We start from the raw sequence: 540 nt of genomic DNA, 5'->3' as shown, positions 1-540 counted from the left end.
CCAGGGCCTGCACGGCACTGTTCGAGGGATCGACCTGGTAGGACCAGGTGCCGTCGCCGTTGTCGACGAAGGTGCCGTACTGGGCGGCGGCCACGTCGTCGGCGTCGAAGCTGACATCGCTCGGGGTGTCGGCACTCTCGCTGTCGTTGGTCAGCACATTGCCGCCGATGGCGTCCGTGGCGTCCTCGTCGGTGGCGGCACGGTCGTCGTCGGCCTCGGGCGCGGTGTCCTCGATGCGGATGTCCAGGCTGTCGCTGGTCGACTCGCCGGCCACGTCGGTCACCGTGATATCGAAGCGGTCGAGGATCTCGCCGTCGCGGTGGTCCTCGGCGTCGCCGTCTTCGGTGTATTCGTAGCTGATCTCACCCGTCGCGGCGTCGTAGCCGGTGATCACCAGCGTGCCTTCATTGCCGACGATGGTCACCGGGCTGTTGCTGGCACCGGTGATATCGCTGCCGTTGACGGTCACGCCGGCGATGCCGGCCTGGGCGCCCACGGTGGCGGTGCCGGTGACGGTGTCGCCGCTGGCCTCGACCACGC

General features: G+C 68.9%; 1 protein-coding gene. It reads right to left on the bottom strand.

What is annotated here, in order from left to right:
- Window positions 1–540: VCBS domain-containing protein (locus ACGTN6_RS20980; RefSeq protein ID WP_394595044.1), on the bottom strand; the 540-nt coding region annotated here is incomplete at both ends.

It is taken from the genome of Halomonas sp. B23F22_20 (genome assembly GCF_043496985.1).
Lineage (GTDB): Bacteria > Pseudomonadota > Gammaproteobacteria > Pseudomonadales > Halomonadaceae > Halomonas.
This window is presented reverse-complemented; position numbering and strand designations above follow the sequence as displayed.